Genomic DNA, 26,929 nt, shown 5'->3' on the forward strand with positions numbered 1-26,929 from the left:
TAAATTCCTTAATACGGTCAGGCGGTTTCTCGTCATTATTCACTGCCAGTCGCGACGCCGCGCCTGATCCTCTTACTCACCTTTGACCGTAACACTGACATCCCACTTGTAAGGATGTTAGGATGGTCCACGGACGATAATGACGGTAACAAGCATGTTAGACAATGTTTTAAGAATTGCCACACGCCAAAGCCCCCTTGCGCTCTGGCAGGCACATTATGTCAAAGACGCGTTGATAGCACAGCATCCGGGACTGGTCGTGGAACTGGTGCCGATGGTGACGCGCGGCGACGTGATTCTGGACACCCCTCTGGCAAAAGTGGGCGGTAAGGGCTTGTTTGTAAAAGAGCTGGAAGTCGCGCTGCTGGAAAAGCGCGCCGATATCGCCGTGCATTCGATGAAAGATGTGCCGGTAGAATTCCCGCAAGGGCTTGGCCTGGTCACGATTTGCGAACGCGAAGATCCACGCGATGCTTTCGTCTCGAACCAATACAACAATCTGGATGAACTGCCCGCAGGCAGCATCGTCGGCACATCAAGTTTGCGTCGCCAGTGCCAGTTGGCCGAGCGTCGCCCGGATCTCGTCATCCGCTCGCTGCGCGGCAACGTCGGCACACGCCTGAGCAAGCTCGATAACGGCGATTATGATGCAATTATCCTGGCGGTTGCCGGGTTAAAACGGTTAGGTCTGACGTCGCGTATTCGCACCGCGCTGCCTCCCGAAATCTCTCTCCCTGCCGTAGGGCAAGGCGCAGTGGGCATTGAATGCCGACTGGATGACGCACGTACTCAGGCGCTGTTAGCGCCGCTGAATCATGAAGAAACCGCGCTACGTGTAAAAGCCGAACGCGCCATGAACACCCGCCTGGAAGGGGGCTGTCAGGTGCCGATTGGCAGCTATGCTGAAATCATTGATGGTGAAGTCTGGCTGCGTGCGCTGGTTGGCGCGCCTGATGGTTCGCTGATGATTCGTGGAGAACGTCGCGGATTGCCGCAGGACGCCGCGCAAATGGGCATTTCCCTGGCGGAAGAACTGTTGGAAAACGGCGCCCGCGCGATTCTGACCGAGGTTTATAACGGAGAAGCGCCCGCATGAGTATTCTGGTCACCCGCCCGTCTCCCTCCGGGGAAGAGTTAGTGAGCCGTCTGCGCACACTGGGGCAGGTGGCCTGGAGTTTTCCGCTTATTGAGTTTACGCCGGGCCGGGAACTGGCAACGCTTGCCGATCGCCTGGCGGCGCTCACGGACAACGATCTGGTGTTCGCCCTCTCGCAACACGCCGTCACCTTTGCCCACGCCCAACTACAACAGCAGGGGCTGGGCTGGCCTGTGCAGCCATGCTACTTCGCCATCGGGCGCACAACGGCGCTGGCGCTGCATACCGTTAGCGGATGCGATATTCGCTATCCTCTGGATCGGGAAATCAGCGAAGTCTTGCTACAATTACCTGAATTACAAAATATTGCGGGAAAACGAGCGCTTATTTTACGGGGCAACGGCGGGCGTGAACTGTTAGGCAAAACCCTCACAGAACGCGGCGCTGAAGTCACCTTTTGTGAATGTTATCAACGCAGTGCAAAACATTACGATGGCGCGGAAGAGGCGATGCGCTGGCACTCTCGCGGCGTGACGACGATTGTTGTCACCAGCGGCGAAATGCTGCAACAGCTCTGGTCGCTGATCCCGCAGTGGTATCGTGAGCACTGGTTACTACGCTGTCGGCTGCTGGTCGTCAGTGAGCGTCTGGCGCACCTCGCCCAGGAACTGGGCTGGCAAGATATTAAGGTCGCTGATAACGCCGACAACGATGCGCTACTGCGCGCATTACAATAACTCTCATAATGGGATGCCATAATGACGGAACAAGAAAAATCCTCCGCCGTGGTTGAAGAGACCAGGGAGGCCGTGGAAACCACGCCGCAGCCAGTCAATGCAGAAAAGAAGAGTAAGAACGGCGCCGCGCTGGTATTGAGTGCGGTGGCAATCGCCATTGCCCTGGCGGCGGGCGTTGGTCTGTATGGCTGGGGAAAGCAGCAGGCCGTTAAACAAACGGCCACCAGCGATGCGCTGGTTAACCAACTTACGGCGCTGCAAAAAGCCCAGGAAAGCCAAAAAGCGGAGCTGGAAGGCATTATCAAACAGCAGGCGACGCAACTGGATGATGCAAATCGCCAACAGGCCGCGCTGGCGAAACAGCTGGATGAAGTGCAACAGAAAGTCGCGACGATCTCCGGCAGCGATGCCAAAACCTGGCTGCTGGCGCAATCTGATTTTCTGGTCAAACTCGCCGGACGTAAATTGTGGAGCGATCAGGATGTCACCACCGCTGCGGCGCTGCTCAAAAGCGCGGATGCCAGCCTGGCGGATATGAACGACCCCAGTCTGATCGCCGCGCGCCGCGCCATTACCGATGATATTGCCAGCCTGTCGGCGGTGGCGCAGGTGGACTACGACGGCATTATCCTCAAAGTGAACCAGCTCTCTAACCAGATTGATAACCTGCGTCTGGCCGATAACGACACCGACGATTCGCCGATGGACTCCGACAGCAGCGAGCTGTCCAGCTCGATCAGCGAATGGCGCGTTAACCTGCAAAAAAGCTGGCAGAACTTTATGGACAGCTTTATTACTATTCGCCGTCGTGATGACACCGCCGTCCCGCTGCTGGCGCCGAACCAGGACGTTTACTTACGTGAAAACATCCGTTCCCGCCTGTTAGTGGCGGCGCAAGCCGTGCCGCGTCATCAGGAAGAGACTTACCGTCAGGCACTGGATAATGTCTCCACCTGGGTACGCGCGTACTACGACACCGACGATGCAACGACCAAAGCGTTTCTTGATGACGTGGATAAACTGAGTCAACAGAGCATCACGATGGACGTGCCGGAGACGTTACAGAGCCAGCCGATTCTTGAGAAACTGATGCAGACTCGCGTGCGTAACCTGCTGGCGCAGCCGGCGGCGGCCACGACTGAAGCGGCTCAGGCCCCTGCTCCGCAGGCAGAAGCACCGGCAGCCGCGCCGCAAGGAGAATAATGATGCTGAAAGTATTATTGCTCTTTGTGTTGTTGATCGCCGGTATCGTCATAGGCCCAATGATCGCCGGTCATCAGGGCTATGTTCTGATCCAGACCGATAATTACAACATTGAGACCAGCGTGACGGGGCTGGTGATCATCCTGATCGTTATGATGGTCATTCTGTTCGCCATTGAGTGGCTGCTGCGACGCGTTTTCCGCACCGGCGCGCACACTCGCGGCTGGTTTGTCGGGCGTAAACGCCGCCGCGCACGTAAGCAGACCGAACAGGCGCTGCTTAAGCTAGCGGAAGGCGATTACCAGCAGGTTGAGAAGCTGATGGCGAAGAATGCCGATCACGCTGAACAGCCGGTGGTGAACTATCTGCTGGCCGCCGAAGCCGCGCAACAGCGTGGTGACGAAGCGCGCGCTAATCAGCATCTGGAACGTGCCGCTGAACTGGCGGGCAATGACACGATTCCGGTGGAGATCGCCCTCGTACGTCTGCAACTGGCGCGCAACGAGAATCATGCGGCGCGTCACGGCGTGGATAAACTGCTGGAAGTTACCCCGCGTCATCCAGAAGTGCTGCGCCTGGCGGAACAGGCTTACATCCGCACCGGAGCATGGAGTTCACTGCTGGACATCATCCCATCAATGGCGAAGGCCAACGTCGGCGATGAAGAACATCGCGCCATGCTGGAACAGCAGGCCTGGATTGGGCTGATGGATCAGGCGCGAGCCGATCAGGGCAGCGAAGGATTACGCGAATGGTGGAAGAACCAGAGCCGTAAAACTCGCCACCAGGTTCCGCTGCAAGTGGCAATGGCAGAGCATCTGATTGAATGCGACGATCACGATATGGCGCAGCAGATCATCATCGACGGCCTGAAGCGCCAGTATGACGACCGCCTGGTTCTGCCGATCCCGCGCCTGAAAACCAACAACCCGGAGCAGCTGGAAAAAGTCCTGCGCCAGCAGATTAAAACCGTTGGCGATCGCCCGCTACTGTGGAGCACGCTGGGTCAGTCGTTGATGAAGCATGGCGAATGGCAGGAGGCAACGTTCGCCTTCCGCGCCGCGCTCAAGCAACGCCCTGACGCCTACGACTACGCCTGGCTCGCCGATGCGCTGGACCGGTTGCATCAGCCGGAAGAAGCGGCCACCATGCGCCGCGACGGTCTTATGCTGACCTTGCAGAACAATCCTCCGCAGTAATTCCCCATTGCCCGGTGGCGCTACGCTTACCGGGCCTGCCAGGTCACCGTAGGCCGGATAAAGCGAAACCGCCATCCGGCAGTTCTCTTCCGCTTCCCCATAAAAAAACGCCTGCTCAAATGAGCAGGCGTCAAAACAGGTCTGTATGACAACATAAATAGGTGCTTCACTCAACGTTATGTCCATGGTGTTTGATGAGGCGTAAGCGACATCTGTCTGTGGACGATAAGCACCGTAAACGGCTCTGCATCATTCCTGAGTTTATGAGGCACCAAGGCGAACATAAGAGATGGAATGAGCATCTACAGGGATATTATTGCACATTGCATGCCAGGATTGCACCGCCAAAAATAAGGATTCAGACTTTTTAACGTATCAGGCCATTCGCGGCTCTGCGGCGGTTTCTGCCAGCCTTCTTCGCCATAAAAATCCCCTCTTTGTCTCTGAACGGAGACAAATAACACGCAATACCAATAATTATTTATAAATCATAATGTTAGACGTCACCAGATAGCGACAACAGAAGCCTGGAATGTCTCAACATTGCGACAGCGATACAGGGGATCGGGAAAGAAGAGGAAGAAGAGGTGAAAACAAAAAACCCCGCCGAAGCGGGGTTCAAAATTGGTCGGCGAGAGAGGATTCGAACCTCCGACCCACTGGTCCCAAACCAGTTGCGCTACCAAGCTGCGCTACTCGCCGATGTACTGCTTTTTTTGAATTTTTAGTTCAACTCTTTAAGTCGTGGTGCGAGGGGGGGGACTTGAACCCCCACGTCCGTAAGGACACTAACACCTGAAGCTAGCGCGTCTACCAATTCCGCCACCTTCGCATTTCACAACTTTTAATAATGGGGTGGCTAATGGGATTCGAACCCACGACAACTGGAATCACAATCCAGGGCTCTACCAACTGAGCTATAGCCACCACTGAAATCTTTTACGCGGTATTAAAACCACCGCAGCTCCAGCACCGGGTAAATGGTGCGCCCGACAGGATTCGAACCTGAGACCTCTGCCTCCGGAGGGCAGCGCTCTATCCAGCTGAGCTACGGGCGCTTAGCGCCGTTGCGGGGGTGGATAATACGGACTTCCCACCCCTCTGTCTAGTGCCTTTTTAAATAAAATGCGCGTTTGGTTACGCTTTGCGCGTTTTGCTGCTTATTCCCCCACCTTATGGGCAGTTCCGGCGCGATTCAGGCCGAAAACCTTGTAGACGAGCGTGACGGCAAGCAGGAAGATGATGCCGACAAACAGCGACATACGAGTATCTTCATTCAAGTACATGCCAATTAAAACGCAAACCAGGAACGCCATCGTCAAATAATTCGCCCACGGGAACATAATAGAACGGAAAGGATGGCTGATCATCGCGTCTTTATGAGCACGACGGAAACGCACCTGGCTAATCAGGATCACGAACCACGGCACCATACCCGGCAATACGCTGGCGCTGTAGACATACACAAATACCCGCTGCGGGTTCGGAATAATGTAGTTCAGGCATGAGCCAATCAGCAGAATCGCGATCGACAGCGCCACCCCGGCGACCGGTACGCCATGACGGGAGACTTTCGCCATCGCCGCCGGAAGCTGGCGGTTTTTCGCCAGGGCATACAGCATACGTCCGCAGCTATACATGCCGCTGTTACAGCCGGAAAGCGCGGCGGTCAGCACCACGAAGTTAATAATGCCCGCCGCAGCGGTAATCCCGATTTTGGCAAAAGTGAGTACAAACGGGCTGCCGTTACTGCCGATTTCGTTCCACGGGAAGATTGTCACGATAACGAAAATCGCCCCTACATAGAAAATCAGGATACGCCACAGTACCTTGCCTACCGCGCTGCGCAGCGTAACCTGCGGATTCTTCGCTTCACCTGCGGTAATGCCGATCAGCTCCACGCCCTGATAGGAGGCGACCACAATACACAACGCCGTCAGGAACCCTTTCCAGCCACCGGCAAAGAAGCCGCCGTGTTCCGTCAGGTTGCCAAAACCGATCGCCTGGCCGCCATTGCCAAAGCCAAAGAAAATCACCCCCAGTCCGACCACAATCATCACAATGATGGTGGTGACTTTGATCATCGCAAACCAGAACTCGATTTCGCCATACAGACGGACGGCGGCCAGATTAGCCAGCGCCACCAGCCCAACGGCGATCAGGGCGGGTATCCATTGCGCCATGTCCGGGAACCAGAACTGCACGTATACCCCGATAGCGGTTATTTCCGATATCCCCACCGCCATCCACATAAACCAGTATGACCACGCGGTGAGATAGCCAAAGAAGGGGCTCATGTAACGGTGCGCATAAACGGCGAATGAGCCAGTAACCGGCTCCAGGAACAGCATTTCGCCCATTGAGCGCATGATGAAAAAGACGAACAGCCCGGCGACGATATACGCCAGCAGCACGGAGGGCCCCGCCCATTTCAGCGTACTGGCGGCACCCATAAACAGCCCAACGCCAATCGTGCCCCCAAGGGCGATCAATTCGATATGACGAGCTTCCAGCCCACGCTGTAGCTCCGGTTTTTTCTCTGCCATAAATCCTCTTGTCGTGTTTGCACTCGTTCCGGCGTTGTTGCCGGTTATTGTTATGGGTACATCAAGCGATGCGAATGGTTTCTTAAATTTGGCAAAATGGCAAATGAAGCATTAAAAAAATGCATGTTTTGTGTAAAAAAGGAACAAAAATGTGGGAGGCGGGCAACGCATTAAGCAGAATGCGCTACCCGTAAGAAAAGCAGCGTTCAGAGATTGCCGGTGTAATGCCAGCGGAGATAGCGCAACAGACGCAGCTGGCGGGTGATACGGCTCGGCTGAGACAGCAGGCGATACAGCCACTCCAGCCCCAGCGTCTGCCACATTTTGGGCGCGCGTTTCACATGACCGGTAAAGACATCGTAGGTGCCGCCCACCCCCATATATAAGGCCTGAGGATGAATCACCCGACAGTCGCGCATCAGGATTTCTTGTTTCGGCGATCCCATTGCCACGGTCACAATCTTCGCCCCGCTGGCATGGATGCGCTCAAACAGCGCCTGGCGCTGCTCAGGTTTAAAATAACCGTCCTGGCTACCGACAATATTGACGTTCCACTGCGCCCGCAGTTTTGCTTCCGTCTGCGCCAGCACCTCCGGCTTACCGCCGACCAGAAAAACAGGCGTCCCTTCTTTACCGGCGCGCGCCATCAGTTCTTCCCAGAGATCGGCCCCGGCCACCCGTGAAACCTGCGCCTGGGGGAATTTCTTACGCACTGAGCGCACGACGCTAATGCCATCCGCATATTTAAACTCGGCGGCATCAATCAACGCCCTGACTTCCGGGTCATCTTCTGCGGTCAGCATTTTCTCAGCATTGATCGCCACCAGCGTACCCTGCTTCATTTGCCCATCGGCAAACAGGTAATTCAGCGCATGTTGCATATCGCGCCAGCCAATCAGCTGCAATCCACGAAGTGAATAGAGCGGCGCTGTCGTGTTATCCGTCATTATTATCCTTCAACCTGAGTCTGCGGCTGCGGTTTCGCCCGTTGATGGACCAACCCGGCACAATCGAAAAGCCAGAACAAGAGTTTTGCCACCAGCAGGCAGGCACCAAAAATCACGAGGAAAAAGACCACTCGCGAGACAAAAGAATCCAGCCCTTCTCGCGCCAGAACAATCATATTGAAGATGGCGCCAAAGCAGAAACTGTGCAAAATCGCCGCCTTATAGCGATTCGTCTCGCGGTTGCCAAGCTCATACAGCCAGTCAAACCATTTGATAATCAGCCCAACCGCGACCGCCCCCAGAGGGATAAACAGCGCGCCGCCCATCACCACCAGCGAACCAATCAGCGTGGGGGAAATGGCGAGGCCAGAGTGGTTGTTCAGCACTTCCCAGGTAAAGTAGTTGGCTGAATTCAGCACAATGCCCGGACGTCCAGGCCACAGCCACGAAGGAATAAAGACATAAAAATCACGGACGATCGGCGCCAGTCCCTGGAAATCGATGTTGTCGTAGTTTTGCAACAGCAGCGCCAGGTTCTCCCACGGCGAAAAGGTATCACGGGTCAGATACAGGAAAGTGTAAAACGCCTCATCGCCGCTCACGTTCAGCCCATAGCGCTTCAGCGCCAGCCAGAACATCCCGACAATTCCCAGCACCCCCGCCGCCACCAGCATCCACAGCGAGATCCAGCCACGAATAATGCCGATAAACAGGAAGATGGCAAACGCGATGATGATGTTAGCGCGCGTGCCGCCAACAATCATGTAGGTCAGCAGGCCAAACGCAACGGTACTCACCAGGAAAAACAGCCACGCTTTACTGTCCTGGCGCAGGAAGTAGATCACCAGCATCGCCGGAATAAAGAAGTAGAAGAAGCGTTTCAATGCCACGCCGGAGACTTCGCTGGAGAAGATCTGGCTGTAAGAGTGCAGCCGGAACAGCAGGAACCCATTGTGCATAAAGAAGATGCCAACGCTCACCAATGCAATCCCCATCAGCATGACCCAGGTAAGGTGAGTCTCCACCCGGTTCATGGTAAATAGCGGCTTACGCGGCACATCCGTCACGCGTTTACGTAAGCGGGTTTTATAGGTCACGTAATAAACGGCATAAAAACACGCGGCGGACAATAACGCCTGCAACAGGATTTCCGGCGGCGCCACGCCGACGTCAAAGCGGAACACCAGCACGCTGGTCAACGGGAAGCCGAAGAAAAAGGTCAGCAAAAACAGCAATGAAAAGAATACGTTGAAGTTAAAGCGCACGCGGCGAAACTCAAACCAGGTCAACGTGGCGATAAACAGCGTAGAGAGCAGCCAGACGACCAGTAACCCGCTAAATTGCATCAGGCTCATGCGGCGTCTCCTGCGGCAATGCGTAACGCGTTATGCCACGGTTCAAGGTAATTTGGGCTAAAGAAGGTGATCCCGCTTTTATCCACGGACGCCAGCTGCCGCTGCGCCTCACGAACCACGCCCTCATTAAGCGCGTCCGTCGTGAACAACACGGGCAGATGCTGCTCCGCCATATCCTGCCAGAACGGGTTCTCACGGTTAAGCACGCACGGGACACCTGTCTGGATAAGCAGGCACAACGTGCCGATTCCCTGCTGACGGGCAAAGATGAAATACCCGAGGTCGCACTGGCGAAGCAGCGTCAGATAAGCATCGAATTCTAGTTTTTCGCTGAGGATGTGTAAATTTTCCGCACTGAACAGCGCCAGCCCCGCCTGACGGACTTCATCAATGTACGCGTCGTTATTGGCCGGATAGCCCATCGGCACGATCACATTTACTGTGTCGCCGAACTGCTGATACACCGCGCGTAACGCCGCAATATGTTCGTTACTGCGATCGCCGGAGTTACCCACCAGAACCGTCATTTTCCCTTCACGCGGACGATCGTTTGCCATGTTATTAAGCGAAGAGTCCATTCGCGTCGGGAAATAGAGCAGTTCACCACGCGCGCGCGGGTGCTGACGGGCGAAATAGCTCAAATCGCCACGAGTAGCGAACACACAGCCCACTCGATTTTGCGCCATGCGACGAACGGGGTAAAACAGACGGAATTTCAGCCCACGGGAAACTTCATACAGATCCGCGCCCCAGATGTGCCAGTAAAACTGCTCAGGTTTGATTCCGCCACTTAGCAGCGCCAGCCACAGGCTGGTATTGAACTGACCGTGGAAGAAGAAACGTTGCTGGCGATTGGCTTTCGCTTTGGCGATGACCGCCTCAGCCAGCGTTTTTTTCCCGGCGTAGAAACTCAGCGACAGAGCCGGGCAGCTTTCCCTGAGCCCCGCATCCTGACCTGCAACCATAAACACGCGCGCATGCTCGCTTGTCGCGGCCAGCGCATCATTGAAAAACCGCAGCACGGTTTGATTATGGTGAGGGATATCCGATCCCAGTACGTGAATCAGTACAGTCATGCCCGCCTACGCCAGAGTAAAAACACGCCACAACAGAGAGAGAAATAGACCACATAGGTGGCCATATACGCCTGTGCCGCCCCCAGCGCGCCATGCGCGGGGATCAGCCAGTGAGCGAATGCCGTCAACAAAATGAACTGGCTAATCTCAGCCAGAATATAAAACCGCAGCGACGCTTTTGCGATCACCAGATAGCCAAAAACGTACGCGCCCACTTTCAGCACATCGCCCACCAGTTGCCAGGCGAACAGATCGCGCATGGCGGTGAATTTGGCGGAAAAGAGCAGCCAGATGGCGAAATCACGCAGCAGCCAGACCGTAAAACTCGCCACCGCCACCGCAGGCAGAACAAATTTCAGCGATTTCACCACTTCGCGCGTAATCGCCTGCTTTTCGGTCAGACGCGACAGCGTTGGCAATAAGTACACGCTAAACGAGGCGGTAATAAATTGTAGATAGGCATCGGAAATACTGCTTACGCCCTGCCAGATACCAACATCATCCCAGCTGTAATGCGCCGCCAGCAGGTTTCGCATCATCACATAAGCCACCGGTAGCGTGACGGACGTAATCAGCGCCATCAGCGTAAATTTGCTGAGCTGTCCGGCAAGCCCTTTATCCCACGACGGTTTCAGGTAGCTAAGCGGGATCGCGCCGCGTTTAACCAGCATAATCGCCGCCGGGATCACCACCAGCGCAGGCACCAGCGCCAGACCCAGCAGCGCACCTTCATAGCCGCCCAGACGGTAGCAGCCATAGTAGGCAACAACTCCCACCAGGCTCCCCACAATCAGCGACAGCGCATTCCCGGCAGCGTCACGAAACCCTTTCATCAGCGCCAGCAGCAGGTTCGCCCAGGCGATCCCCATCTGCACCAGCGCCACTAAACGCACCAGCCCCTGGTAGTGGCTGTGCCCAAACAGCCCCTGGCTAATGGGGGCCGCCGCCAGCACGAAGACCAGCGCCAGTAGCGTGGAGAACCCCAGCACCATTGCGGATGAAGTGCCCACCACGTTACGCAACCGGGCAGGGTTATCATGATGCTGAGCGACATACTTCGTCACCCCGTTAAATATCCCGGCCCCGGCCAGCACGCCGAGCACGGTCACCATCTGGCGGAAGTTACCCGCCTGGCCGACGCCCGCAGGGCCAAACGACACCGCCAGCAGTTTTACGACCAGTAAGCCTGCGCCAATTTTCACCAGCGTACTGGCGCCCGTCCACAGGGACGCTTTCGCAAGCGACATATCAGGAGAAATAGTTCAGCAAGGTCGAAATCACCGTTCGCTGATTAACGGGAGACAGATTATAAAACAGCGGCAAGCGCAGCAGGCGCTCGCTCTCTTTGGTGGTGTACCGATCTTCGCCACGGAACTCACCAAACTTGTCGCCTGCCGGACAATCATGTAGCGGGATGTAATGGAACACCGCCATGATTTCCGCTTCTTTCAGGAAGTTGATCAGCGCGCTGCGATCGGTAATATCCCGCAACTTGATATAAAACATATGCGCGTTGTGCCTACAGTCGTCCGGGATAGAGGGCAGGTCAATACGTCCCGCGCGCGCCAGCGGCGCCAGTGCGTCATAGTAGGTCTGCCACAGCGCCAGACGCTGTTGATTGATGCGATCGGCCGCTTCCAGCTGCGCCCACAGATACGCCGCCTGGAGATCGGACATCAGATAGCTGGAGCCGATATCCCGCCAGGTGTATTTATCCACCTGTCCCCGGAAGAACTGGCTGCGATTGGTGCCTTTTTCACGGATGATTTCCGCCCGTTCAATCAGGGAACGGTCGTTAATCAGCGTCGCGCCGCCTTCACCACCTGCCGTGTAGTTTTTGGTTTCGTGAAAACTGAAGCAACCGATATGACCAATCGTCCCCAGCGCACGGCCTTTCCAGGTCGACATCACGCCCTGCGCGGCATCTTCCACCACAAACAGATTATGACGCTTCGCAATCGCCATAATGGTGTCCATTTCGCAGGCGACGCCCGCGTAATGCACCGGGACAATGACGCGCGTCTTGTCGGTAATCGCCGCTTCAATCAGCGTTTCATCAATGTTCATGGTATCCGGGCGGATATCGACGAAAATGATTTTCGCCCCGCGCAGCACAAAGGCGTTGGCGGTAGAAACGAAGGTGTAGCTTGGCATAATGACTTCATCGCCCGGCTGGATGTCCAGCAGCAATGCCGCCATTTCAAGTGACGCCGTACAGGATGGCGTCAGCAACACTTTAGCGCTGCCAAAACGTTGCTCCAGCCACTGCTGGCAACGGCGCGTAAAGCCGCCATCTCCGCAAAGTTTGCCGCTTCCCAGCGCTGACTGCATGTAATCGAGTTCGGTTCCCACCACCGGCGGCGCGTTAAATGGAATCATTTTGTCACCTGTATAACCAGTACGCGGTGCTTTCTACGTTGCCACCGCTCTGTATATAACGTTTAAGCGCGGCGGTGTTGCCCATCTGGGTCGCCACCCGCAATGTTGTCTTCCCGCGAGACTGCGCCCACGCGAGCGCCGCCTGCATTAATTCTGCTCCTGCGCCACGCCCGGCCAGCAGGCCGATGCGCACATCGGTGTCGTTCAGTTCGCGCAGCGAGACAAACCCGCGAATATCGTTATTCGCCGCCCGGATAACCAGACACTGGTGATCGAAGGTGCCGTGCACGGCATTTTCAATCCACTGAGCATAAAAACGGGCGCTGGCGTCCGCCGCATACCACGGTGCGCGGAAACGGCTTTGCGCAAACGCAGCGGACGCCTGTTGACGTAACGCGGGAATATCGGCAATTTGTGCAATTTCCACGCCAGAAATACGTTCAACGCCAGCGACCGGCAGGCTGAAGTCGACTTCGCCTTCTACCAGAGAAAACCCCAACTGTTGCAGCGCATCTAATTCATCCGTGCGCGCAGCAGAAATTTTCGCCTGCACGCGCGACCAGGGTTGCAATGCCTCTGGCGTTAACACCGGCGCGGCAGGGTTCACGCGAACAATAGCGCTATTGACGCCAAAGAACGTATTTTCCCACGTTAATGGTTCAATACTGGCGCGGACGGGCACGGAGTAGCTCCAGTAAATATTGGCCATAGCCGGTTTTCGCTAAAGAACTGGCGGCGCGTTTTACGCCCTCGTCATCCAGCCAGCCGTTACGCCAGGCGATCTCTTCCAGACAGGCAATTTTGAAGCCCTGGCGTTTTTCAACCGTCTGCACAAACGTGCTCGCTTCAATCAGGCTGTCATGGGTGCCGGTATCCAGCCACGCAAAGCCGCGACCGAGCAACTCAACCGTCAGCTTGCCGTCATTAAGGTACATCTGATTAATGGACGTAATCTCCAGCTCACCGCGCTCGGAAGGCTTCACGCGCTTCGCGTACTCTACTACCTTGCTGTCGTAAAAATAGAGACCGGTCACCGCCCAGTTTGATTTCGGCTGTTTCGGCTTCTCTTCCAGCGAGACCGCGCGAAAATTGTCGTCGAACTCCACGACGCCAAAACGTTCCGGGTCCATAACCTGATAACCAAAAACGGTCGCCCCTTCGGTTCGCGCCGCCACATGACGCAATTTCGGGCTGAAACCCTGACCAAAGAAGATATTGTCGCCCAGTACAAGACAGGACGGCTCGCCGTTAAGGAATGTTTCACCAATGATAAAGGCCTGCGCCAGCCCATCCGGGCTGGGTTGTTCGGCATACTGCAACTCAATGCCAAACTCCGAACCATCGCCCAGCAGACGCTGAAAATAGTGCTTATCTTCCGGTGTAGTGATAATCAGGATTTCCCGGATACCCGCCAGCATCAGTACCGACAGCGGATAGTAGATCATCGGCTTGTCATAAATCGGCAGAAGCTGCTTCGACACGCCGCGCGTAATCGGATGCAGGCGGGTGCCAGAGCCGCCCGCCAGAATGATACCTTTCATGCGTTCCTCCTCCGGATTTAGCCCTTCAGACCTAAACGTTCACCCTGATAGCTGCCATCCTGCACGGGCTTCCACCAGGCCTCATTCGCCAGATACCACTGCACGGTTTTCCGCATTCCGCTTTCAAAGGTTTCCTGCGGCGTCCAGCCGAGTTCACGCGCAATTTTCGCTGCGTCGATGGCATAGCGTAAATCATGGCCTGGACGGTCATCCACAAAAGCGATCAGGGAGCGATAATGCGCCACGCCCTGCGGTTTTTGTGGCGCAAGCTCTTCCAGCAGATCGCAAATCGTTTCCACAACCTCCAGATTCTTGCGCTCATTATGGCCGCCAATGTTATATGTCTCCCCCACTTCGCCCGCCGTCAGCACGCGATACAGCGCCCTGGCGTGATCTTCAACGTACAGCCAGTCGCGGATCTGTTGTCCATTGCCATACACCGGCAGCGGTTTACCCGCCAGCGCGTTCAGGATCATCAATGGGATCAGCTTTTCCGGGAAGTGGTAAGGGCCGTAATTATTGGAACAGTTAGTGACCAGCGTCGGCAGACCATAGGTGCGCAACCACGCGCGCACCAGGTGATCGCTGCTGGCTTTCGAGGCGGAATAAGGACTGCTCGGCGCATACGGCGTGGTCTCAGTAAAGAAATCATCCGTGGAATGCAGATCGCCATACACCTCGTCAGTGGAGATATGGTGGAAACGAAACGCCGATTTTTTCTCATCATTGAGCGTCGCCCAGTAAGTCCGGGCCGCTTCCAGCAGCGTGTAGGTTCCCACGATATTGGTTTCAATAAACGCAGCCGGGCCGTCGATAGACCGGTCAACGTGGCTTTCCGCCGCCAGATGCATCACGTAATCCGGCTGGTACTGCTGAAAAACGCGATCCAGCGATGCCCGATCGCAGATATCCACTCTCTCAAAGGCAAAGCGCTCATGCTGTGCAACTGGCGCCAGCGACATCAGGTTTCCGGCGTAGGTGAGCTTATCCACCACCACCACGGCGTCGGGGGTTTCATCAATGATGTGGCGTACAACGGCAGAGCCGATAAATCCCGCGCCGCCAGTGACCAGAATCCGTTTCATCAGCGCCAGACTCCTTTTGTATCCACAATGTAGCGTTGCCGCACGGCGTCGCCGTTAATCGCTTTAAACGGATGATGGTCAACCAGCATGACCAGCACATCCGCTTCCGCCAGCGCATTTTCCAGCGTGGCTAACGTGCAGCGACCTTCCAGTTTTTTCGGCAACTGATGAATATTAGGCTCTACCACCAGCGTTTCACCGGCATGCCATTGCGCAATCTCCTGCGCAATGCCCATCGCCGGGCTTTCACGCAGATCGTCAATATTCGGTTTAAACGCCAGACCAAAGCAGGCGATTTTGATGTCGCTGGCGCGCTTATTCGTTGCCGTCAGGCAATCCGCCACTGCGGCTTTCACCTGCGCCACCACCCAGTGTGGTTTACCGTCGTTCACTTCACGCGCGGTACGGATCAGTCGCGCCTGCTGCGAGTTTTGCGCCACGATAAACCACGGATCGACGGCGATGCAGTGGCCGCCCACGCCCGGCCCAGGCTGGAGAATATTCACGCGTGGATGACGATTCGCCAGACGAATCAGTTCCCAGACGTTAATCCCCTGATCGGCGCAAATCAGCGACAGCTCGTTCGCAAAGGCGATATTGACGTCACGGAAGCTGTTTTCCGTGAGCTTACACATTTCGGCGGTGCGGGAATTAGTCACCACACACTCGCCTTCAAGGAAAATCTTGTACAACTCGCTGGCACGCGCGGAACATACCGGCGTCATGCCGCCAATCACGCGATCATTCTTGATGAGCTCCACCATGACCTGACCTGGTAATACGCGCTCCGGGCAGTAGGCAATGTTCACATCAGCCTGTTCCCCCGCCTGCTGCGGGAAAGTCAGATCCGGGCGTATTTCCGCCAGCCATTCGGCCATTTGTTCTGTCGCACCCACCGGCGAGGTGGATTCGAGGATGACCAGCGCGCCTTTTTTCAGTACGGGAGCAATAGATTTCGCGGCCGCTTCGACATAAACCATATCGGGGTCGTGATCGCCCTTGAACGGCGTCGGCACGGCGATCAAGTACGCGTCGGCTGCTACCGGCGTTGTCGTGGCCCGGAGGAATCCGCCTTCAACCGCAGTTTTCACGACGCTATCCAGATCCGGCTCAACAATATGGATGGCTCCACGGTTGATGGTGTCCACCGCCTGCTGATTGATATCCACGCCAATAACGTGCTTTTGGCGAGAAGCAAAGGCCGCAGCCGTCGGCAACCCGATGTATCCCAGCCCAATAACAGAAATGGTCGTAAAACTCATAGCGATACCCGATTATTTTTTAACGCGTGTAAAATGCGGCCGCACGCCTGCCCGTCGCCATAAGGATTATGGGCGCGGCTCATGGTTTGATATTCATTTTCGTCGTGCAGCAAACGTGTGACTTCTTCCACAATACGGTGTGAATCGGTTCCCACCAGACGCACCGTGCCAGCGGTAACGGCTTCTGGCCGTTCCGTCATTTCGCGCATAACCAACACCGGTTTGCCTAATGACGGCGCCTCTTCCTGAATCCCGCCGGAATCGGTAAGGATCAGCCAGGCGTGGTTCATCAGCCAGACAAACGGCAGGTAATCCTGCGGCTCAATCAGTATCACATTTTCAACATGACCCAGGATGCGGTTAACCGGTTCGCTGACGTTGGGATTCAGGTGTACCGGATACACAATTTGTACATCCTGATTGGTAGCGGCTATCTCCGCCAGCGCATGACAGATTTGCTCAAACCCCCGGCCAAAGCTCTCACGGCGATGTCCGGTCACCAGGATCATTTTTTTATCGTCACACAGGAAAGGATACCGCTTTGCCAGTTCGGCGCGTAGCGTATCGCTGGCCAGTACGCGATCGCGCACCCAGATCAGCGCATCAATCACGGTATTGCCGGTGACAAAGATGTGGTTATCAGGGATCTGTTCCCGCAGTAAATTCTGCCGTGAATTTTCCGTCGGCGCAAAATGGTACATCGCCAGGCGACCGGTCAGGGTGCGGTTCGCCTCTTCAGGCCAGGGGGAGTAGAGATCGCCGGTTCGCAGCCCGGCCTCTACATGACCGACAGGAATACGCTGGTAGAAAGCCGCCAGACTGGTGGCGAGAGTGGTTGTCGTATCGCCATGCACCAATACGACATCAGGTTTAAAATCGGCAAGAATCGGTTTTAATCCTTCCAGGATTCGACAGGTAATCTCTGTCAGCCCCTGACCCGGCTGCATAATATTGAGATCGTAGTCAGGCACAATAGAAAAGAGATTCAAAACCTGATCGAGCATCTCCCGATGCTGCGCAGTAACGCAGACTTTTGCCTCAAAATGAGGGTCCTTTGCCAGCGCATGAACCAGAGGCGCCATCTTGATGGCCTCCGGTCGCGTGCCAAATACAGTCAGTACTTTCACATCGATTCTCTTCGAATAGGCAGTGAGGGCCTAACCCCTCACTGCTGAGATGTTGCTAAATCGCGCGACGGCGGGTTAATGCGACGCCAGCCCCGATCAGCGCCCCAACAATGCCCCACATAACCATCAGGAAAGCACGGCGCGGGCTATCGCGTTTTACCGGTTCTTCCGGCGTGCGCAAATAACGATAGGTCTGGAAACGCGGGTCCAGCGTCGGCCCCACGTTCAGCGTGTTCAACATGGCCCGGTTTTGATCATAGTCCAGATCGAATGCTGGACCGACAGCCTGAAGGTTTTCAAGACGCGCTTGTAGCATAGGGCGGCCAAGCAAAAACAGCTCAGAGTCGGGTAATTCATCGGCAGGAACATCGGTCGCCGTACGAGAAATATTATGCTGCTCGGCAATTTTGAGCGCCTGTTCAATGCTATGAACACGACGAGAGAAAATGCTTTTCGCCACCTCTTCCTGGCGTTTAACCTGCGCTTTCATCTGGATAGTCCGCGCGGCCCATGCACCCTTTAACTCATCATTCAGATGGCTCGCCGCACGCTGGCTGGCAAACGCCACATACTGGCGAAGCAGGTTGTTGGCATCGGGCGCCGTTTCCGCAATCAGCTTCACGCTATCATTGGTGTTGCGAGTGAAATCGCCTGGCGTGAACTGAATGTTATTGATCATTTCATCCAGCATCGCGGCATCGGCTTTGCTGTTGCCGACCATGCGCTGCTTGTAATAATCGGTCTGTAGCCAGAAATCGCGACGCGTATCCCAGGACGCCAGTTGCATGACGAACTCTTTATACGCTTCATCCATTACCGAAGGCTGATCGGCCGGCGCGAGGCTGGCTTTGATATCAAGGTTGCGCAAAAACTGCTGTTGGGAGTAATAGCCGCCCAGCATATTGACGGTGGGGCGGTCGGAAATCGCCGTTGCGCTCCACTCCTGACGGGCAAAAAACGTATACGCTAACGCAATCAGCGCAAAAGCCAGCCCTGTTCCCACAATCCATAGCTTCCCAGCCCACAAGGTACGAAACAACCCACGAATATCCAGTTCATTTTCAGCGCTCACGGCGTGTGCCCCCGGTAATGGTTGTGTCATCGCATCCTCAATTTACTTGGTTATCGTTGGATTGTTATCACGGTTTCTGCGTAGTCTGCGCTTCACGCGCTTAATAAATCTCGCCACCTTCCAGGCACGCTTAATGCAGTAACCGTAAAGGAAGAATGCTAGCAAAAAGAGCACCAACATGACCCATTCTGGAACAAAATGGGAATATTCTGCGGCAACGCCAATGGAAGCCAGAATCGCAGCGGCGAGCGTAATGAGAACAAATGCCTGTCGGGAAGTAAACCCTGCACGCATGATCAAATGATGAATATGTTGGCGATCGGGAGAAAAGGGGCTCATGCCCTTACGCAGGCGACGATACATAATCGCCACCATGTCCATTAATGGAATCGCAATAATCCACAGCGCAGTAACCGGGCTGATAGGATGCGTTTTACCCTGCGTGGTTTCCAGCAGGATCCAGATGACCGTGAAGCCAATCAGCGTACTGCCCGCATCGCCCATAAAGACTTTATAACGACGCCCCAGAACACCAAGGTTTAACATGATATAGGGCAGAATCGCGGCGATCATGGCGAAACACCATACCGCCAGACTCGTCTGCCCATCAAACCACAGAATCAGTCCCATTGCGGCAAATGAGACGCTGGACAGCCCGCCAAGTAAGCCATCAATACCATCAACCATATTGAAAGCATTGATCGCCGCCCAGACGGCAAAGAGCGTGAGGAAATAGCCAAAGGGGCCGAGCACCAATTCCCAGGGACCGAAAATATACCCCAGGCTACTGAGATGGAGTTTCCCTATCACCATCATGACAACAGCAATAGCGGCCTGTACCACAGCGCGAATTTTCACGCTAATGTCAAAACGATCATCCAATGCGCCGACCAAAACCAGCACACCAGCAGAAAAAAGGTATAACGATGCGTGCGGAATATAGTAATCCGAGAGAGCAAACATAAAGCTGATTCCTGCGAACACAGAAATCCCGCCAACCAAAGGAACCACCCCCTGGTGCCGTTTACGAAAATTGGGTTTATCCACTAAACCTATCTTGATGGCTACTTTTCGCGCAAGAAAAATAAAAATGGTTGTGAATAAAAAAATACTGATTAGCTCAGATAAAGCAGCGAGTAAATTCACAGTGTATGTGCTCTCAGCATATATCATTTCCTTAAAGTATAATGCGTTACGTCTGTCTCTAGAAGAGAGCATTCAGAACATTACACTTTCGACCACTCGTAGTTTATACAGCCCACAGCAATTCCACATAATGAATGTGATGATGACTTGTTTATTTGACTAACAGATCAGATAAATCGCAAAAGAAAAACGCCACGTAAAAACGTGGCGTTTTCGGTATCAGCCGGACTTACGAGCGCTTCATCATGTCGAAGAAGTCGTCGTTGGTCTTGGTCATTGCCAGCTTGTTAATGAGGAATTCCATCGCGTCGATTTCACCCATCGGATGGATGATTTTGCGCAGGATCCACATTTTCTGTAGCTCTTCCTGAGTGGTGAGCAGCTCTTCTTTACGCGTACCGGAACGGTTGTAGTCGATAGCCGGGAAGACGCGTTTTTCAGCGATCTTACGGGAGAGGTGCAGCTCCATGTTACCGGTGCCTTTAAACTCTTCGTAGATCACTTCATCCATCTTAGAACCGGTGTCGATCAGCGCCGTTGCGATGATGGTCAGGCTGCCGCCCTCTTCCACGTTACGCGCCGCGCCGAAGAAACGCTTCGGACGGTGCAGGGCGTTGGCGTCCACACCACCGGTCAGGACTTTACCGGAAGCCGGAACCACGGTGTTGTAGGCGCGAGCCAGACGAGTGATGGAGTCGAGCAGAATGATGACGTCTTTTTTGTGTTCAACCAGACGCTTCGCCTTCTCGATTACCATTTCAGCAACCTGAACGTGACGGGATGCCGGTTCGTCGAAGGTGGAAGCAACCACTTCACCTTTTACCAGACGCTGCATTTCGGTCACTTCTTCTGGACGCTCGTCGATCAGCAGCACCATCAGTACGCAGTCAGGATGGTTGTAAGCAATGCTCTGCGCGATGTTCTGCAACAGCATAGTTTTACCCGCTTTCGGCGGTGCGACGATCAGACCACGCTGACCACGGCCAATCGGGGAAGCCAGATCCAGTACGCGAGCCGTTAAATCTTCAGTAGAACCGTTACCACGTTCCATACGCAGACGTGAGTTCGCGTGCAGCGGCGTTAAGTTCTCAAAGAGGATTTTATTACGGGCGTTTTCAGGTTTGTCGTAGTTAACTTCGTTAACTTTCAACAGCGCAAAGTAACGTTCGCCTTCTTTTGGCGGGCGAATCTTACCAGAAATGGTGTCACCAGTGCGGAGGTTGAAACGGCGGATTTGGCTGGGAGAAACGTAGATGTCATCAGGACCGGCGAGGTAGGAGCTGTCTGCAGAGCGGAGGAAACCAAATCCATCCTGCAATATCTCCAGCACACCGTCACCAAAGATATCTTCGCCACTCTTTGCGTGCTGCTTCAGGATGGCAAAAATAATGTCCTGCTTGCGCATACGAGCCAGGTTTTCCAGCCCCATATTTTCGCCGAGAGTGATCAGCTCAGAAACCGGCGTATTCTTTAATTCGGTAAGATTCATAATGGTGTGAGTTCTTAAACTTGGGGTAAATCTCGAACTTAATGTTGTGAATGGTATGGCAGGATCATCCATGCCTGTTTACGGCCACCAACTCATGTCTGTTCGCTGTCTGGTCACAGGAAAGTACACAGAACTGAAACGACAAGACGGATTGAGTGACAAGCCAGGAATCTGTTCACTTCTCGCGCGAGAAAAAACGGGAAGCGTTGGAAAAAACAAGACTCAAACTTAATAAGGTATGTTTAATACGAAGTCAACACTAAGTTAGCACGACTCAAGCCGGGCGTCCAGTCATCCGAATAATTTAGGATGCTGGTCACCCGAACATGAAACTTCCGTCTTACGCCAGGTTGGCGTCGAGGAACTCTTTCAGCTGACCTTTGGACAGTGCGCCCACTTTGGTTGCTGCGACTTCACCGTTTTTGAACAACAGCAGGGTCGGGATGCCACGGATACCATACTTCGGCGCGGTGCCTGGGTTTTGGTCGATGTTCAGTTTAGCAACCGTCAATTTGCCCTGATATTCGTCAGCGATTTCATCCAGAATCGGGGCGATCATTTTGCACGGTCCGCACCACTCTGCCCAGAAATCAACGAGGATAGCCCCGTCCGCTTTGAGTACATCCGTGTCAAAACTGTCGTCAGTCAGGTGAATAATTTTATCGCTCATAATAACTCCACAGGAATAAGCCTGGTGTGTTGGTTTCGCCTTCATCAACGACGTGTTGATGTCGCATTAACCAACTAAAGGTTGACTTTATTTCACCGGATACGCTTTCGTAAAGCAATAGTAAGCTGATATTCTACCACACTATGAGCAAAACACATTTAACAGAACAGAAGTTTTCCGACTTCGCCCTGCACCCAAAGGTGATAGAAGCCCTTGAAAATAAAGGGTTTCATAATTGTACGCCCATTCAGGCATTGGCCCTCCCGCTAACGCTGGCGGGTCGTGATGTCGCAGGGCAGGCGCAAACCGGAACCGGAAAAACGATGGCGTTCCTGACGTCTTCGTTTCATTATCTTCTCTCTCATCCCGCGATTGACGATCGCAAGGTGAACCAGCCGCGCGCCTTAATTATGGCGCCGACGCGTGAGTTGGCCGTGCAGATCCACGCCGATGCGGAACCGCTGGCGCAGACCACCGGCCTGAAATTAGGCCTGGCCTACGGCGGTGACGGCTACGACAAACAGCTGAAAGTGCTGGAAAGCGGCGTCGATATTCTGATCGGCACCACGGGTCGTCTGATCGACTACGCGAAACAAAACCACATTAACCTCGGCGCCATTCAGGTCGTCGTATTGGATGAAGCCGATCGCATGTACGATCTGGGCTTTATTAAAGACATCCGCTGGCTGTTCCGCCGCATGCCGCCGGCCAATCAGCGTCTGAACATGCTGTTCTCCGCAACCCTCTCTTACCGTGTTCGCGAACTGGCGTTCGAGCAGATGAACAACGCCGAATATGTTGAAGTGGAACCGGAACAAAAGACAGGCCACCGTATTAAAGAAGAGCTCTTCTACCCTTCTAACGAAGAGAAGATGCGTTTGCTGCAAACGCTGATCGAAGAAGAGTGGCCGGATCGCGCCATTGTTTTCGCCAATACCAAGCACCGCTGCGAAGACATCTGGGGGCATCTGGCAGCTGACGGTCATCGTGTCGGCCTGTTGACCGGCGACGTTGCCCAGAAAAAACGTCTGCGTATTCTCGACGAGTTTACCCGTGGCGATCTCGATATCCTCGTCGCAACCGACGTTGCCGCGCGCGGTCTGCACATTCCGGCCGTAACGCACGTCTTTAACTATGACCTGCCGGATGACTGCGAAGACTACGTTCACCGTATCGGACGTACGGGTCGCGCAGGAGCGAGCGGTCACTCTATCAGCCTGGCCTGTGAAGAGTACGCGCTGAACCTGCCTGCCATTGAGGCTTATATTGGTCACTCTATCCCGGTCAGCAAATATAACCCGGAAGCGCTGATGACCAATTTGCCGAAGCCGTTGCGCCTGACGCGCTCGCGCCCAGGCAATGGATCGCGTCGCACCGGCGCGCCGCGTAATCGTCGTCGTTCAGGTTAACGTAATATATGCTCACTTCCACTTCGCTGTATGCCGCAATTGATCTCGGTTCCAATAGTTTTCATATGCTGGTTGTACGCGAGGTGGCTGGAAGCATCCAGACGCTCACGCGAATTAAGCGCAAGGTGCGTCTGGCTGCGGGCCTGAACAGTGATAATTCGCTTTCCGCTGAAGCGATGGAGCGCGGCTGGCAATGTCTGCGCCTTTTCGCTGAACGCCTACAGGATATTCCTCAACCGCAAATCTGCGTCGTCGCCACGGCAACGCTGCGTCTCGCCGTCAATGCGGGCGAGTTTATCGCCAAAGCGCAGGAGATCCTCGGTTGTCCTGTCCAGGTCATTAGCGGCGAAGAAGAAGCGCGGCTGATTTATCAGGGTGTTGCCCATACCACCGGCGGCGCCGATCAGCGTCTGGTGGTCGATATTGGCGGCGCCAGCACCGAACTGGTCACCGGAACCGGCGCACAAACCACCTCTCTGTTTAGCCTGTCAATGGGCTGCGTCACCTGGCTTGAACGCTACTTTACCGATCGCAATCTGGCGCAAGAAAACTTCGATGAAGCGGAAAAAGCCGCGCGTGAAGTGCTGCGTCCGGTCGCCGATGAGCTACGCAAGCATGGCTGGAAAGTCTGCGTAGGCGCGTCTGGCACCGTCCAGGCGTTGCAGGAAATCATGATGGCGCAGGGCATGGATGAGCGCATCACATTGGCGAAACTTCAACAGCTGAAGCAACGCGCAATTCATTGCGGCCGTCTGGAAGAGTTGGAAATTGAAGGGTTAACGCTGGAACGCGCGCTGGTATTCCCCAGCGGTCTGGCCATTCTGATCGCGATTTTCACCGAACTGGACATCCAGTGTATGACGCTTGCAGGCGGAGCGCTGCGCGAAGGGTTGGTGTATGGCATGCTGCATCTGGCGGTGGATCAGGATATTCGCAGCCGCACGCTGCGTAACATTCAGCGTCGATTTATGGTCGATACCGAACAGGCGCATCGCGTAGCGGATCTGGCGGTAAACTTTCTCGATCAGGTGGAAGATAAGTGGCATCTTGAGCCGATCAGTCGCGAACTCCTGACCAGTGCCTGTCAGCTGCATGAAATCGGCCTGAGCGTTGATTTTAAACAGGCGCCGCAGCACGCGGCTTATCTGGTGCGTAATCTGGATTTACCGGGATTCACTCCTGCGCAAAAGAAGCTGTTAGCCACCCTGTTGTTAAATCAGACCAACCCGATCGACCTCTCTTCCCTCCACCAGCAGAATGCGGTGCCGCCGCGCGTCGCTGAACATCTTTGTCGCCTGTTGCGTCTGGCGATCATTTTTGCCAGCCGTCGCCGTGACGATCTGGTGCCACAGATTACGTTGCAGGCGCAGGATGAGAATCTGACGTTAACCTTGCCGCAAGGGTGGCTGGAGCATCACCCGCTGGGTAAAGAGTTGATCGATCAGGAAAGCCAGTGGCAAAGCTATGTCCACTGGCCTTTGGACGTTCATTAGATGCTGGCTGCCGGATGGCGCTTACGCTTATCCGGCCTGGAAAATACCTACTTCGCTTTTGCTTTCGCCATCATGGCGCGGATATTGGCTATGCTGGCCTGCCCTTTCTGCATCCGCTCCTCGGCCGTTACCACTTTACGCTCCTGCTCCCAGATAAGATCGTCCTGCGGCAGTTCCAGCAAAAAGCGGCTTGGTTCCGGGCGTACCAGTTCGCCGTACTGACGACGCTCTTTGCACAGCGTGAAGATCAGCTCTTTCTGCGCGCGGGTGATCCCCACATAGGCCAGACGGCGCTCCTCATCGATATTGTCTTCGTCAATGCTGCTCTGGTGCGGCAGGAATCCTTCTTCCATTCCCACCATAAACACGTACGGGAACTCCAGTCCTTTCGAGGCATGCAGCGTCATGAGCTGTACCTGATCCAACTCTTCTTCACTTTCACCACGCTCCATCATGTCGCGCAGCGTAAAGCGCGTCACCACCTGGGTGAGCGTCATGGGTTCGTCAAGTTCGTTACCTTCAAGCATTTCGGTCATCCAGCTAAACAACTGGTTGACGTTCTTCATGCGCATTTCCGCCGCTTTTGGGCTCGGCGAGGTCTCATACAACCAGGATTCGTAATCAATACCGTGGATGAGATCGCGCACGGCGGCAATCGGTTCACGCTCCGCCAGACGCTGAATTTCCCCCAGCCAATGGGTGAAGCGGGTCAGTGAATCATAGCCGCGCCCGGTCAGCGTCTGGTTCAGCCCCACATCAAAACTGGCGGTAAACAGACTCTTGTTGCGCGTCATCGCCCATTCGCCCAGCTTTTGCAGCGTGGCCGGGCCGATTTCTCGTTTTGGCGTATTCACAATCCGCAGGAAAGCGCTGTCATCATCCGGGTTGGTCAATACGCGCAGATAGGCCAGCAGGTCTTTAATCTCCGGGCGGGAGAAGAACGACGTGCCGCCAGAAATTTTGTAGGGAATACGGTTCTGCATAAGGAATTTTTCAAACACCCGCGACTGGTGGTTCCCGCGATACAGAATGGCATAATCCTTGTATTCAGTCTTATTCACAAAGTGATGGGCAATCAGCTCGCCGGTAACGCGTTCGGCCTCGTGCTCTTCATTGTTCGCGCTCAGCACCTTGAGTTCCGCGCCATAGCCCAGTTCAGAAAAGAGGCGTTTTTCAAAGACGTGAGGGTTATTGGCAATCAGGATATTCGCCGCTTTCAGAATGCGCCCGGAGGAACGATAGTTCTGCTCCAGCTTGATCACCTGTAGCGCCGGGAAATCCTTACTCAACAACACCAGGTTTTGCGGACGCGCGCCGCGCCAGGAGTAGATCGACTGGTCGTCATCACCCACCACCGTAAAGCGCGCGCGGCTTCCCACCAGCAGCTTCACCAGTTCATACTGACTGGTGTTGGTATCCTGGTATTCATCCACCAGCAGATAGCGAATCCTGTTCTGCCAGCGCTCACGCACCTCTTCATTACGCTGTAGCAGCAGCGTCGGCAATAGAATCAGGTCATCAAAATCGAGCACATTGCAGGCCTTCAGATGCGCATCGTACAGACCATAACAGTGAGCAAAGATGCGGTCGCGTTCCCCTTTTGCGCTTGCCGCCGCCTGAGTGGGCGTCATCAGATCGTTTTTCCAGTTAGAGATCGTCGAGATCAGCTGTTGCAAGATAACTTTGTCATCCTCAATCAGACCGTCAGTTAGCTCTTTCAGCAATGCGACCTGATCGGTATCGTCAAACAGCGAAAAGTTCGATTTCATCCCCAACGCCGCATATTCACGTTTGATGATATCCAGCCCCAGCGTATGGAAAGTGGAGATCATCAGCCCGCGCGCCTCTTTACGCCCCAGCGTTTGCCCGACACGCTCTTTCATTTCACGCGCCGCTTTATTGGTAAAGGTCACTGCCGCAATATGGCGCGCCTGATAGCCGCAACCACGAATCAGATGGGCGATTTTATTGGTAATAACGCGAGTCTTACCAGAACCCGCGCCCGCCAGCACCAGGCAGGGGCCGGTGACGAATTCGACAGCGTGTTGTTGGCCGGGGTTTAAACGCATGGGAATATTGCTCAATCTTCGAACGGGG

At 54.7% G+C, this 26,929-nt stretch carries 23 protein-coding genes and 4 tRNA genes; 6 read left to right on the plus strand and 21 right to left on the minus strand.

The genetic code is table 11. The annotated features are described in order from the left end of the window. Window positions 1-154: 154 nt before the first annotated feature. From hemC to hemY, 4 genes are read left to right on the plus strand one after another with little or no spacing between them, the layout of a single operon-like run. Window positions 155-1,096, plus strand: a complete 942-nt coding sequence (gene hemC, locus FD428_RS21235; RefSeq protein WP_058669135.1) for a hydroxymethylbilane synthase — start codon at window positions 155-157, stop codon at window positions 1,094-1,096. After that, complete coding sequence (gene hemD / locus FD428_RS21240) at window positions 1,093-1,833, plus strand: uroporphyrinogen-III synthase (protein WP_114848755.1); 741 nt, start codon at window positions 1,093-1,095, stop codon at window positions 1,831-1,833. The genes hemC and hemD overlap by 4 nt, the downstream gene beginning before the upstream one ends. Window positions 1,834-1,854: 21 nt before the next feature. Next, a complete protein-coding gene (gene hemX, locus FD428_RS21245) occupies window positions 1,855-3,036 on the plus strand; it encodes a uroporphyrinogen-III C-methyltransferase (protein ID WP_012131148.1) in 1,182 nt (393 codons plus the stop codon). Between the two features lie 2 nt (window positions 3,037-3,038). Continuing rightward, window positions 3,039-4,235 (plus strand): protoheme IX biogenesis protein HemY, encoded by a 1,197-nt coding sequence (gene hemY / locus FD428_RS21250; protein WP_114848756.1) that lies wholly within the window; start codon window positions 3,039-3,041, stop codon window positions 4,233-4,235. Between the two features lie 625 nt (window positions 4,236-4,860). On the opposite strand, the gene FD428_RS21255 is transcribed toward hemY, so the two are convergent. The 20 genes from FD428_RS21255 to trxA form a co-directional block, all read right to left on the minus strand. Next, window positions 4,861-4,937 (minus strand) — tRNA-Pro (locus FD428_RS21255). A 43-nt stretch (window positions 4,938-4,980) separates the two neighbouring features. Further along, window positions 4,981-5,067 (minus strand) — tRNA-Leu (locus tag FD428_RS21260). Window positions 5,068-5,086: 19 nt separating this feature from the next. After that, window positions 5,087-5,162 (minus strand) — tRNA-His (locus tag FD428_RS21265). Window positions 5,163-5,216: 54 nt separating this feature from the next. Continuing rightward, window positions 5,217-5,293, minus strand: a tRNA-Arg gene (locus FD428_RS21270). Window positions 5,294-5,395: 102 nt separating this feature from the next. Then, entirely contained in the window at window positions 5,396-6,781 is a 1,386-nt protein-coding gene (locus FD428_RS21275; RefSeq protein WP_114848757.1) for an amino acid permease, read from the minus strand. A 206-nt stretch (window positions 6,782-6,987) separates the two neighbouring features. Next, entirely contained in the window at window positions 6,988-7,728 is a 741-nt protein-coding gene (wecG, locus tag FD428_RS21280; RefSeq protein WP_012131145.1) for a lipopolysaccharide N-acetylmannosaminouronosyltransferase, read from the minus strand. 2 nt (window positions 7,729-7,730) lie between these two features. Continuing rightward, window positions 7,731-9,083 (minus strand): ECA oligosaccharide polymerase, encoded by a 1,353-nt coding sequence (wzyE, locus tag FD428_RS21285; protein WP_012131144.1) that lies wholly within the window; start codon window positions 9,081-9,083, stop codon window positions 7,731-7,733. Then, window positions 9,080-10,159, minus strand: coding sequence for a TDP-N-acetylfucosamine:lipid II N-acetylfucosaminyltransferase (locus tag FD428_RS21290; RefSeq protein ID WP_114848758.1), 1,080 nt, complete (start codon window positions 10,157-10,159; stop codon window positions 9,080-9,082). The genes wzyE and FD428_RS21290 overlap by 4 nt, the downstream gene beginning before the upstream one ends. Next, window positions 10,156-11,406, minus strand: coding sequence for a lipid III flippase WzxE (wzxE, locus tag FD428_RS21295; protein ID WP_114848759.1), 1,251 nt, complete (start codon window positions 11,404-11,406; stop codon window positions 10,156-10,158). The genes FD428_RS21290 and wzxE overlap by 4 nt, the downstream gene beginning before the upstream one ends. 1 nt (window position 11,407) lies before the next feature. Beyond that, window positions 11,408-12,538, minus strand: coding sequence for a dTDP-4-amino-4,6-dideoxygalactose transaminase (rffA, locus tag FD428_RS21300; protein ID WP_049009039.1), 1,131 nt, complete (start codon window positions 12,536-12,538; stop codon window positions 11,408-11,410). A 4-nt stretch (window positions 12,539-12,542) separates the two neighbouring features. Next, on the minus strand, window positions 12,543-13,220 hold the full coding sequence (gene rffC / locus FD428_RS21305) for a dTDP-4-amino-4,6-dideoxy-D-galactose acyltransferase (RefSeq protein WP_114848760.1): 678 nt from the start codon (window positions 13,218-13,220) through the stop codon (window positions 12,543-12,545). Then, complete coding sequence (gene rfbA / locus FD428_RS21310) at window positions 13,198-14,079, minus strand: glucose-1-phosphate thymidylyltransferase RfbA (RefSeq protein ID WP_012131139.1); 882 nt, start codon at window positions 14,077-14,079, stop codon at window positions 13,198-13,200. The genes rffC and rfbA overlap by 23 nt, the downstream gene beginning before the upstream one ends. 17 nt (window positions 14,080-14,096) lie before the next feature. After that, the gene (rffG, locus tag FD428_RS21315; protein ID WP_047460017.1) at window positions 14,097-15,164 is read right to left on the minus strand and encodes a dTDP-glucose 4,6-dehydratase; all 1,068 of its coding nucleotides are present in this window, start codon (window positions 15,162-15,164) and stop codon (window positions 14,097-14,099) included. Further along, window positions 15,164-16,426: a UDP-N-acetyl-D-mannosamine dehydrogenase gene (gene wecC, locus FD428_RS21320; RefSeq protein WP_114848761.1), complete on the minus strand. Its 1,263-nt coding sequence runs from the start codon at window positions 16,424-16,426 to the stop codon at window positions 15,164-15,166. The genes rffG and wecC overlap by 1 nt, the downstream gene beginning before the upstream one ends. Further along, entirely contained in the window at window positions 16,423-17,553 is a 1,131-nt protein-coding gene (wecB, locus tag FD428_RS21325) for a non-hydrolyzing UDP-N-acetylglucosamine 2-epimerase (RefSeq protein WP_012131136.1), read from the minus strand. The genes wecC and wecB overlap by 4 nt, the downstream gene beginning before the upstream one ends. A 55-nt stretch (window positions 17,554-17,608) precedes the next feature. Then, window positions 17,609-18,655 (minus strand): ECA polysaccharide chain length modulation protein, encoded by a 1,047-nt coding sequence (gene wzzE, locus FD428_RS21330; protein WP_049009048.1) that lies wholly within the window; start codon window positions 18,653-18,655, stop codon window positions 17,609-17,611. A 12-nt stretch (window positions 18,656-18,667) separates the two neighbouring features. After that, the gene (wecA, locus tag FD428_RS21335; protein WP_024130098.1) at window positions 18,668-19,771 is read right to left on the minus strand and encodes a UDP-N-acetylglucosamine--undecaprenyl-phosphate N-acetylglucosaminephosphotransferase; all 1,104 of its coding nucleotides are present in this window, start codon (window positions 19,769-19,771) and stop codon (window positions 18,668-18,670) included. A gap of 229 nt (window positions 19,772-20,000) precedes the next feature. Further along, window positions 20,001-21,260, minus strand: a complete 1,260-nt coding sequence (gene rho / locus FD428_RS21340; protein WP_002437993.1) for a transcription termination factor Rho — start codon at window positions 21,258-21,260, stop codon at window positions 20,001-20,003. 78 nt (window positions 21,261-21,338) lie between these two features. Continuing rightward, window positions 21,339-21,431 carry a rho operon leader peptide gene (locus FD428_RS21895; RefSeq protein WP_223849128.1) on the minus strand — a complete coding sequence of 31 codons (93 nt, stop codon included), beginning with the start codon at window positions 21,429-21,431 and terminating at the stop codon, window positions 21,339-21,341. Between the two features lie 169 nt (window positions 21,432-21,600). Continuing rightward, entirely contained in the window at window positions 21,601-21,930 is a 330-nt protein-coding gene (gene trxA / locus FD428_RS21345) for a thioredoxin TrxA (protein ID WP_001280776.1), read from the minus strand. Window positions 21,931-22,073: 143 nt separating this feature from the next. On the opposite strand from trxA, the gene rhlB reads away from it, so the two are divergent. After that, window positions 22,074-23,339, plus strand: a complete 1,266-nt coding sequence (gene rhlB / locus FD428_RS21350) for an ATP-dependent RNA helicase RhlB (protein ID WP_114848762.1) — start codon at window positions 22,074-22,076, stop codon at window positions 23,337-23,339. 8 nt (window positions 23,340-23,347) lie between these two features. Then, entirely contained in the window at window positions 23,348-24,832 is a 1,485-nt protein-coding gene (gppA, locus tag FD428_RS21355; RefSeq protein WP_012131131.1) for a guanosine-5'-triphosphate,3'-diphosphate diphosphatase, read from the plus strand. Window positions 24,833-24,879: 47 nt separating this feature from the next. On the opposite strand, the gene rep is transcribed toward gppA, so the two are convergent. Next, window positions 24,880-26,901 carry a DNA helicase Rep gene (gene rep, locus FD428_RS21360; protein WP_104867967.1) on the minus strand — a complete coding sequence of 674 codons (2,022 nt, stop codon included), beginning with the start codon at window positions 26,899-26,901 and terminating at the stop codon, window positions 24,880-24,882. Between the last annotated feature and the right edge of the window lie 28 nt (window positions 26,902-26,929).

This window comes from Citrobacter sp. TBCP-5362, from assembly GCF_005406305.1.
Classification (GTDB): domain Bacteria; phylum Pseudomonadota; class Gammaproteobacteria; order Enterobacterales; family Enterobacteriaceae; genus Citrobacter_B; species Citrobacter_B koseri.